We start from the raw sequence: 9,363 nt of genomic DNA, 5'->3' as shown, positions 1-9,363 counted from the left end.
ACCCGTACCCGTTCTGGCTGGATTAATGGATGGAAACGGGTGTTCTATCGGGACACACATTTTGTCCTATAAGCCCAATTTGCTTAACCGTGAGATGTGCCCGCCTGAGCCTCAGCAGGCAGGCATCGCGTTCGGGACGAGGCAGGGCCTTGAGCAGCGCAGGATCTATGCTCGGCAGGACTTCGCGCGCAACGGAAAGGGCATCCTCATCGTGGATCCGTCGGCGTGGAAGAACCTCAACTGACCAGATGCGCCCGGCAACTTCCTTGAGATGCTCGCAATAGCAACGGGAGCCTCCGACAATGTCGAGCATAGGGGCCGCATCACAGATGTCAAAGGGATCGTAGCCCAGCTGGTATGACCTAAAGCTTGACCAGCGGTATGCTTCGAGAGAGTCGATCGCACCTTTCACAGGATTGAGATGGATATAATCGAGTAGCTGCACCGCCTGTGTGTCTGACTCAACCGCAACACGCGAATAGCGATTGTCAAACAGATGGCCCGTTCTTCCCGTTTTCCCATTGAAATACTTAGCATACGCCGTCAGTGCGCACTGCATTGCCTTTGAAAGGTTGTCATATGGGTCATCAACCATCAAATGGAAGTGGTTGTCCATAAGGCACCAAGCCAACACCGCCACTTTATGGCGTGCAAACCTGTCCGAGATGTCCGATAAGAAACGATATCGGTCAGAGTCATCTTCAAAAATAATCTGTTTGGAGTTGCCACGGTCAAAGACGTGGTAATAGCCGGTGAGCGAAACGGCGCGGGCGCATCGGGGCATAATCTCTCCTTTCAAACTGAACAGGCAACACCTAAAAGGAGAGAAGGAACGCGAAATGCTGAGCCTGTGACCTATTTATATCCAATGAGCGGCAAAAACAGGTCCAGAACGGCAAAATGGCAAAACGATGTCTGTCCCCAATAAGTGAAAGCGCTCATGTAAGTCTGTCCCCAATGAGCGGGGCGATGCATTGGGCATAGTTTTAGTTGAATCGTTTCATTTGGTTGAAGCGTTTTAGTATGCCTTTTACGGGAATCTTACCGTTCGCCGAATAATTTCTTGCTATCATGCAAGGCGTAGGGTAAATCTCCGATCGCAAGGAGACACAAATGGTGAAAAAGTCACCGGAAAACACTACTCCCGCAATTGTGGACAACGTAGAGGCGCTTGAGGCTAAGCTCGCTCAGATGCGAGAGGCCCAGGCGCTTTTTGCTACGTACACGCAGGAGCAGGTCGACAAGATCTTCTATGAGGCCGCCATGGCCGCCAACAAGGCTCGTATCCCGTTGGCGAAGATGGCAATCGAGGAGACCGGCCGCGGCGTTCTTGAGGACAAGGTCATCAAGAACCACTACGCCGCAGAGTACATCTACAACGCTTACAAGAACACCAAGACCTGTGGCGTTCTGGAGCGCGACGAGGCTTACGGCATCACCAAGATCGCCGAGCCCATCGGCATCGTGGGCGCCGTCATCCCGACGACCAACCCCACCTCCACCGCGATCTTCAAGACGCTGATCAGCCTGAAGACCCGCAACGCAATCATCATCTCCCCGCACCCGGCTGCAGCCAAGTGCACCATCGCCGCCGCCAAGCTCGTGCTTGACGCCGCCGTCAAGGCCGGTGCCCCCGAGGGCATCATCGGCTGGGTCGATGTCCCCTCCATCGAGCTGACCAACATGGTCATGCGCGACGTCGACATCATCCTCGCCACCGGTGGCCCGGGCATGGTCAAGGCCGCCTACTCCTCGGGCAAGCCCGCTCTGGGCGTTGGCGCCGGTAACACCCCGGTCGTCATCGACGACACCGCCGACGTGCTGCTCGCCGTCAACTCCATCATCCACTCCAAGACCTTCGACAACGGCATGATCTGCGCTTCCGAGCAGTCCGTGACCGTCATCGACACCATCTATGACCAGGTCAAGGCCGAGTTCCAGAAGCGCGGCTGCTACTTCGTCAAGCAGGGTGCCGAGATGGAGGCTCTGCGTGCCGCCATGTTCAAGAACGGCGCTCTCGATCACCGCATCCCCGGCATGGCTGCCGCCAAGATCGCCGAGCTCGCCGGCATCGAGGTTCCCGCCAAGACCAAGATCCTGATCGCCGAGGTCACCTCTACCGACCCCGCCAAGGAGGAGTTCTCCCACGAGAAGCTCTCCCCGGTCCTGGCCATGTATCACGCCAAGGACTTCCAGGAGGCCGTCGACAAGGCCGAGCATCTGGTGCTCGCCGGTGGCCCGGGCCACACCGCCTCTCTGTACGTGCACCCCGCCCAGGCCGAGAAGATCAGCCTGTTCGAGCACGTCATGAAGGCCTGCCGCATCGTCATCAACACCCCGTCCTCGCACGGCGGCATCGGTGACCTGTACAACTTTGGCATGAAGCCGTCTCTGACCCTGGGCTGCGGCTCCTGGGGCGGCAACTCCGTCTCCGAGAACGTTGGGGTGAAGCACTTGATCAACGTTAAGACTGTGGCCGAGCGCCGTGAGAACATGCTGTGGTTCCGCGCTCCCGAGAAGGTCTACTTCAAGAAGGGTTCCACGCCCGTCGCCCTCGACGAGCTGGGCAACGTCATGGGCAAGAAGCGCGCCTTCATCGTCACTGACCAGTTCCTCTTCAAGAATGGCAACACCCGCGCCATCGAGGCCAAGCTCGACGAGATGGGCATCGCCCACGACTGCTTCTACGACGTCGAGCCCGATCCGTCGCTGCAGTGCGCACGTCGCGGCGCCAAGCAGATGGCTCTCTTTGAGCCGGACGTCATCATCGCCGTCGGCGGTGGCTCCGCTATGGACGCCGGCAAGATCATGTGGATGATGTACGAGCACCCCGAGTGCAAGTTTGAGGACATGGCCATGGACTTCATGGACATCCGCAAGCGTATCTTCACCTTCCCCGAGATGGGCAAGAAGGCCTACTTCGTCGCCGTCCCGACCTCCTCGGGTACCGGTTCCGAGTGCACGCCGTTCGCCATCATCACCGACAAGGAGACCGGCATCAAGTGGCCGCTCGCCGACTACGCGCTGCTCCCCAACATGGCTATCGTCGACGCCGACAACTGCATGACCGCCCCGCGCGGCCTGACCGCTGCCTCCGGCATCGACGTCATGACCCACGCCATCGAGTCCTACGTCTCCATCATGGCTTCCGACTACACCAAGGGCCTCTCCGAGCGCGCTGCTAAGCTCGTCTTCGAGAACCTCCCGAGCTCCTTCACCAACGGTGCCAAGGATCCGCACGCTCGCGAGGAGATGCACAACGCATCCTGCATGGCCGGTATGGCATTCGGTAACGCCTTCCTGGGCCTCAACCACTCCATGGCCCACAAGCTCGGCGCTTTCCATCACCTGCCCCACGGCCTCGCAAACGCCGTCATCCTGACCCGCGTCATGCGCTACAACGCCGCCGAGGCTCCCGTCAAGATGGGTACCTTCTCTCAGTATCCTTACCCCAACGCGCTGCACAACTACGCCGAGATGGCCAAGTACTGCGGCATCGAGGGCAAGGACGACAAGGAGGTCTTCGAGAACTTCATCACGAAGCTCGAGGAGCTCAAGGACTTCATCGGTGTCAAGAAGACCATCGCCGACTACGGTGTTGACGAGCAGTACTTCCTCGACACCCTCGACGAGATGACCGAGCAGGCATTCAACGACCAGTGCACCGGCGCTAACCCGCGCTACCCGCTCATGAGCGAGATCAAGGAGCTCTACCTGGACGCCTACTACGGCCGCGAGCCTCAGGACTACGCCGTCTGCTAGTTTTAGCACGGTTTTTAACGGCGGGGGTGCACGGGTGTTTCACACACCCCCGCCGTCGCTTCTATCGCATCGTTGAAAGGATGCAACCATGCTGCTACCCGATTCCAAGACCGAGCTCGTCCGCCGTGGCAACAAGGTCGTTTACGACCTGGGCGACAAGATCGTCAAGGTCTTTAACGAGACCAAGCCCGTCTCCGACGTGTTCAACGAGGCTTTGAATCTTGCCCGCATCAATGAGTGCGGCATCCGCAGCCCCAAGGCTCTCGAGGTTTCCCAGCTCGAGAACGCCAACGGCTGGGCGCTCGTGACCGAGAAGGTTCCGGGCACCACCCTTGCCGAGAAGATGACTGCCGAGCCCCAGCGCTTTGGTGAGTACCTCGAGATGTTCGTCGACCTCCAGATCGAGATCCACGGCTACACCTCCCCGCTGCTCAACCGTCAGCGCGACAAGTTCGCCCGCATGATCGACAGCCTTGATCAGCTCAATGCCACCACGCGCTACAACCTTCAGGAGCGTCTGGACGGCATGACCAAGGAGTTCAAGGTCTGCCACGGCGACTTCAACCCCTCCAACGTCATCGTCGGCGACGACGGCCAGCTCTATGTGTGCGACTGGGCACACGCCACCCAGGGCTCCCCTGCTGCCGACGTTGCCACCACCTACCTGCTCTTTGCTCTCAACAGCAAGGATCAGGCTGAGGCCTACCTGGAGCTCTACTGCGACCGCGCCGACATGCCCATGCAGGTCGTGCGTCAGTGGACGAGCATCGTCGCCGCTTCCGAGCTCGCTCGTAAGCGCAACGTGAACGATGAGTTCCTTAAGAACTGGATCGACGTCGTCGATTATCAGTAATATCTGAGCGATTCATTTCGCATCGGAGGCACAAAGGAAAACCCCGCAGCTCATATGGGCTGTGGGGTTTTCCTTTTAGATATCGAGGATGCTACAAGATAAAAGGACGGCCCCGCATCTCCCTGATCTGGAGAAATGCGGGGCCGTCCCGTATATCGAACTACAAGCGAAATCGTCGATTAACGGCGGGCCGCCTTAACAAGCTCGGCAACCTTGGCGACGACCTCGTCAATCGCCACGTCCTCGCGCTCGCCCGTGGCACGGTCCTTGAGCTCAACGGTGCCGTTCTTAAGGCCGCGCTTGCCCAGAACCACCTGATACGGGAAGCCCATAAGATCGTTGTCGGCAAACTTAAATCCAGGACGCTCGTCACGGTCGTCAACGACAACCTCGATGCCCTCGGCGCACAGGCCCTCGACGATTTGGTCGCAAACGGTACCGCACTCCTCCTTCTTGGGATCGAGCGGAATCACCGCGACCTCGTAGGGAGCAACGGAGACCGGCCAGACGATACCGTGCTCGTCGTTGTGCTGCTCCACGACAGCAGCGAGCGAGCGGGACACGCCCACGCCGTAACAACCCATGATGAGCGGCTTCTCCTTGCCGTCCTCATCCATAAAGGTGGCACCCATTGCCTCGGAATACTTGGTGCCCAGCTGGAAGACCTGGGAAACCTCGATGCCGCGAGCAGCAGAGAGCGGCTTGCCGCAGTGCGGGCAGGGATCGCCGGCAACGACGGTTACCAAGTCGGCCCACTCATCGACGGTAAAGTCGCGCTCGGGGCAGGCACCGGTAAAGTGATAATCGACCTCGTTGGCACCGCAGGCCCACTGCTTGGACTCGCGCAGGCTCTCGTCGCACACCAGACGAATGCCCTCGGGCAGGTTAACCGGCCCGATAAAGCCCTTATGCAGACCGTAGGTCTGGAGCTCCTCATCGGTCAACATACGATAACCCTTGCCAAAGACGTGCTCGGCCTTGCAATCGTTGAGCTCATGGTCACCCGGGACAATGGCCACGACAGGCTTGCCCTCAGCGTCGATAAGTGCCAGCGACTTGCGCGTGCCGTTCTCGGGGAAGCCGAAGAACTTTGCAACGGCCTCGATGGTGCCCATGCCCGGAGTCTCGACCTTGGTGAGCGTACCGTCGCCGGGGCCCTCAGTCACGACGACCTTGGCGCTTGCCGCTTCGTCATCGGCAGCAAAGCCGCACTCGTCGCAGTAGACGAGCGAGGCCTCACCGGCGTCGGCCAAAGCCATGTACTCGACGGAGGTGTCGCCACCGATCTCGCCGGAGTCGGCGACAACGGGCAGAGCCTTGATGTAGCAGCGCTCGCAGATGTTGGCGTAGGCCTGCTTCATCTTGTCGTACTCCTCCTGCAGACTCTCCTGCGTGGCAGAGAAGCTGTAGGCGTCCTTCATGATGAACTCGCGACCGCGCATCAGGCCAAAGCGGGGACGGAACTCGTCGCGGAACTTGTCCTGGATGTGGTAGAGGTTAACGGGCAGTTGCTTGTAGGAACGCAGCTCATTGCGAACCAGGGCGGTCACGGTCTCCTCGTGCGTGGGGCCCAGCACGAACTCGCGGCCGTGGCGGTCATCGAAGCGCACGAGTTCCTTGCCATAGGCGTCGATGCGTCCGGACTCACGCCACAACTCGGCGTCGACCATGATAGGCATCATAAGCTCCTGGGCACCGGCAGCGTCCATCTCGTCGCGCACAATGTTCTCGATCTTGCGGATCGAACGCCAGGCGAGCGGCAGATAGGAATACAAGCCGGCGGCCTCCTTGCGGATCATGCCGGCACGAAGTAGCAGGCGGTGGCTTGCGAGCTCAGCGTCCGCCGGATCCTCTTTAAGCGTCGGCGCGTAGAGCTTAGACATATACATTGCTCGAGTCATTTACTTCTCCTCAATAAGCTTGTCGACCTCGGCCATCAGCGCGTCGACAATTTGATCTTCAGCTACTTTACCAATGATCTGGCCATGCGAAAAGAGCAGGCCCTGACCTCGTCCACAGGCCACGCCTAGGTCGGCATCGGAAGCCTCGCCGGGGCCATTAACGGCACATCCCATCACGGCGATCGAAAGCGGTGCGGAATAGTTCTTAAGCCGCTCGGTGACCTCCTCGGCAATGGGAATGAGGTTAACCTGGCAGCGGGCGCACGTGGGGCACGAGACAATCTCGGGACCACGGCGTCGCAGACCCAGCGACTGTAAAATACCCCAGGCGACCGGCGGCTCTTCGACCGGATCGGCCGTAAGCGACACGCGCATGGTGTCACCGATGCCCTCGGACAAAAGAATACCCAGACCCACCGAGCTCTTGATAGTGCCCTGCAGCTTGGTACCAGCCTCCGTCACGCCAAGATGGAGCGGAACATGGGGAATCTCACGCGAAAGGGCACGATAGGTATCGAGCGTCGTAGCCACGCTATGGGCCTTAGCGGAAAGCACGATGTTGGTAAAACCACGGTCCTCAAAATGCTGCACAAAGCGCTCGCTCGACATCACGAGCTTTTCGGGCTGCGTGAGGTCGTCGCGCTCGGCGATATCCTGCTCAAGCGAACCGGCATTAACGCCGATACGAATCGCACAGCCCGCGGCACCTGCGGCGTCGATCACTGCGTCAACCTTGGCCCAATCGCCGATATTGCCGGGATTGATGCGCAGCTTGGCAGCACCGGCCCCAACGGCACCAATGGCGAGCTTATGGTTAAAGTGGATATCGGCGACAATCGGCACCGGAGACTCGGCACAGATAGTGCGGAAACCCTCGAGCGCGGCCTCGGTGGGCACGCTCACGCGCACGATATCGCAGCCAGCCTGCGCCAACGCGCACACTTGCGCAAGCGTTGCCTGTGCGTCGGCGGTATCGGTGCAGGTCATGGATTGGACCACCACCGGCGCGCCACCACCGATCTGCACGCCGCCCACATGCACGGGGCGCGTCAGCTCGCGCGGCAAAGGATGGGATAAAGACAATCCAAACACTCCCCTACAGAATAAATCGAAGGATGTCGGAACGAAGCATATAGACAAACAGCAGTGCAAAGAGCGCGATGCCCACATAGCTCACAATCGTCTGGACCTTGAGCGGAAGCTCGCGGCCCGCAATCTTTTGAATAATCTCGATGACTAGCTTGCCGCCATCGAGTGGCGGGATGGGCAGCAGGTTCATAAAGCCAAGCGAGAACGAAATGAGGGCGGCAAACGAAAGGAACGTGGCAGGGCCGGCAGCAGCAGCCTGTGAGGACATAACGCTAATACCCACGATCGATGAGGACTGATCGAGAATCTCCATCGTATGCTGCGGCTGGAGCAGACGCATCACGCCCTCCGCCGTCTGCACGACATAGGAGAACGACAGGCGAGCCGACGTGATGGGGTCTAAACGGACCACCTGCGTAGAGGCATACACACCTAGGCGCTCGTCCTCTTTGAGCGCAACCGTGGTCGAATGCTGCTTGCCGTCACGCTCGTACTCAATGGCGATATCGTCCTTACCGGAAGCCTTGCCGATGGCATCGTAAACGTCCATCCAGGTAGAGCACGATACTCCGTCGACCGAAAGGATCGCGTCACCGCCCTCGATTCCCGCCGCGGCTGCAATCGAGCCTTCGTCAACCTGGCCGATCACATTGCTATCCACCGGAACCGTGACACCTGCGATGGAATAGATGCTCATAAGGAGCAAAAAACCCGTCAGGATATTGACGATAATGCCCGCAAGCAGCATAAAGGCACGCTTGACAAAGCCCTGGCCCAAATAGGTGTGCGAGCGCTCGCGTGCAAGGAATTCGGCCTCGCTGCACGGCAGCTCCCATGTATCGCCCTCGGCAGTCGCGTGCTCGCGATCGAACCGACGGCCATCAAAGGTGGTATAACCCGCCGCGTCACGCGGCAGGGTCTGGTACTTGGTGGGATAGTAACTGGGCGAAGGCTTTTCCCCTTCTTCATACCAGGGCGCAATGGAGCCCCAACCCAAGAGCAAGGCGCATGCCTCGAGCACATCCTCCTCGGACAGCTCGAGCTCGACGGCAAGGTCGGCCACGGTCACGAGACCATGACGATAGATAGCCGCGAGCACGCGATCGGCGCACGAGACGTCGGTCGGATCCATACCGCAAATGGCAGCGTAGCCACCCAACAGCAGCGGGGTCACGCCAAACTTGGTTCCAATGCGACGCGACGTGTAATGGATGTCAAAGCGGCACGGCAGGCCCAAAAAGAACTCGGTCACACGGACGCCGCAGGCACGCGCCGCCAAAAAGTGGCCGCCCTCGTGCAAAAACACGAGGACGGAAAGCATCAGCAGGCCCCAAAAGACCGATGAGAGAACGCTCAGAACAGTATCCATAAAACGAAAAAGCAATCCTTATGGGTTAGGAACGGGTTGCGGCGAGTACCTGCGCAGCCTTTTCACGCGCCCACGCATCGATGTCGCGAAGCTGCTCAAACGAATAGACCGTCTGCACATCGTGGGCATCCATGCAGGATTCCACAATGCGATCGATATCGGTAAAGCTGCAGCCATCGTGCAGGAAGGCATCGACGGCGACCTCGTTGGCGGCATTGAGCACGCACGGCATGGTGCCACCCGTCTTGCCGGCACGCTCGGCCAGTGCCAGACAGCGGAAGGTATCCATGTCGGCAGCATCAAACGTGAGCTGTCCTAGCTCGCGAAAATCGATACGAGGCGCCGGAGTATCCCAACGCTCGGGATACGAGAACGCGAACTGGATGGGA

General features: G+C 59.4%; 6 protein-coding genes and 1 pseudogene. 2 read left to right on the top strand and 5 right to left on the bottom strand.

Annotated features, from left to right (window positions below; translation table 11 throughout):
* Nucleotides 1-22: 22 nt before the first annotated feature.
* On the bottom strand, nucleotides 23-784 hold the full coding sequence (locus tag AB5164_RS09015) for a transposase (RefSeq protein ID WP_368142307.1): 762 nt from the start codon (nucleotides 782-784) through the stop codon (nucleotides 23-25).
* Between the two features lie 329 nt (nucleotides 785-1,113).
* Here AB5164_RS09015 and adhE point away from each other — a divergent pair, with 329 nt between their 5' ends.
* Together adhE and AB5164_RS09005 are read left to right on the top strand one after the other, a co-directional pair.
* The gene (gene adhE / locus AB5164_RS09010) at nucleotides 1,114-3,762 is read left to right on the top strand and encodes a bifunctional acetaldehyde-CoA/alcohol dehydrogenase (RefSeq protein WP_368142308.1); all 2,649 of its coding nucleotides are present in this window, start codon (nucleotides 1,114-1,116) and stop codon (nucleotides 3,760-3,762) included.
* An 88-nt stretch (nucleotides 3,763-3,850) separates the two neighbouring features.
* Nucleotides 3,851-4,615, top strand: coding sequence for an aminoglycoside phosphotransferase family protein (locus tag AB5164_RS09005; protein WP_006236119.1), 765 nt, complete (start codon nucleotides 3,851-3,853; stop codon nucleotides 4,613-4,615).
* Between the two features lie 179 nt (nucleotides 4,616-4,794).
* Here AB5164_RS09005 and AB5164_RS09000 read toward each other — a convergent pair whose 3' ends face one another.
* From AB5164_RS09000 to AB5164_RS08985, 4 genes and pseudogenes are all read right to left on the bottom strand, one after another.
* On the bottom strand, nucleotides 4,795-6,504 hold the full coding sequence (locus tag AB5164_RS09000; protein ID WP_368148003.1) for a proline--tRNA ligase: 1,710 nt from the start codon (nucleotides 6,502-6,504) through the stop codon (nucleotides 4,795-4,797).
* A gap of 12 nt (nucleotides 6,505-6,516) precedes the next feature.
* The gene (gene ispG / locus AB5164_RS08995; protein WP_368142310.1) at nucleotides 6,517-7,599 is read right to left on the bottom strand and encodes a flavodoxin-dependent (E)-4-hydroxy-3-methylbut-2-enyl-diphosphate synthase; all 1,083 of its coding nucleotides are present in this window, start codon (nucleotides 7,597-7,599) and stop codon (nucleotides 6,517-6,519) included.
* A gap of 13 nt (nucleotides 7,600-7,612) precedes the next feature.
* Nucleotides 7,613-8,974 carry a M50 family metallopeptidase gene (locus AB5164_RS08990; RefSeq protein WP_368142311.1) on the bottom strand — a complete coding sequence of 454 codons (1,362 nt, stop codon included), beginning with the start codon at nucleotides 8,972-8,974 and terminating at the stop codon, nucleotides 7,613-7,615.
* 25 nt (nucleotides 8,975-8,999) lie between these two features.
* Nucleotides 9,000-9,363: pseudogene (locus AB5164_RS08985) on the bottom strand (1-deoxy-D-xylulose-5-phosphate reductoisomerase); the annotation flags it as partial.

The sequence above is a fragment of the Collinsella aerofaciens genome (genome assembly GCF_040915425.1).
GTDB classification, from domain to species: domain Bacteria; phylum Actinomycetota; class Coriobacteriia; order Coriobacteriales; family Coriobacteriaceae; genus Collinsella; species Collinsella aerofaciens_BW.
This window is presented reverse-complemented; position numbering and strand designations above follow the sequence as displayed.

What these genes read in the sequence shown, in the direction of transcription:
- AB5164_RS09015 (WP_368142307.1), bottom strand. Translation starts at nt 784, where the DNA reads ATGCCCCGATGCGCCCGCGCCGTTTCGCTCACCGGCTATTACCACGTC.
- adhE (WP_368142308.1), top strand. Translation starts at nt 1,114, where the DNA reads ATGGTGAAAAAGTCACCGGAAAACACTACTCCCGCAATTGTGGACAAC.
- AB5164_RS09005 (WP_006236119.1), top strand. Translation starts at nt 3,851, where the DNA reads ATGCTGCTACCCGATTCCAAGACCGAGCTCGTCCGCCGTGGCAACAAG.
- AB5164_RS09000 (WP_368148003.1), bottom strand. Translation starts at nt 6,504, where the DNA reads ATGTATATGTCTAAGCTCTACGCGCCGACGCTTAAAGAGGATCCGGCG.
- AB5164_RS08990 (WP_368142311.1), bottom strand. Translation starts at nt 8,974, where the DNA reads ATGGATACTGTTCTGAGCGTTCTCTCATCGGTCTTTTGGGGCCTGCTG.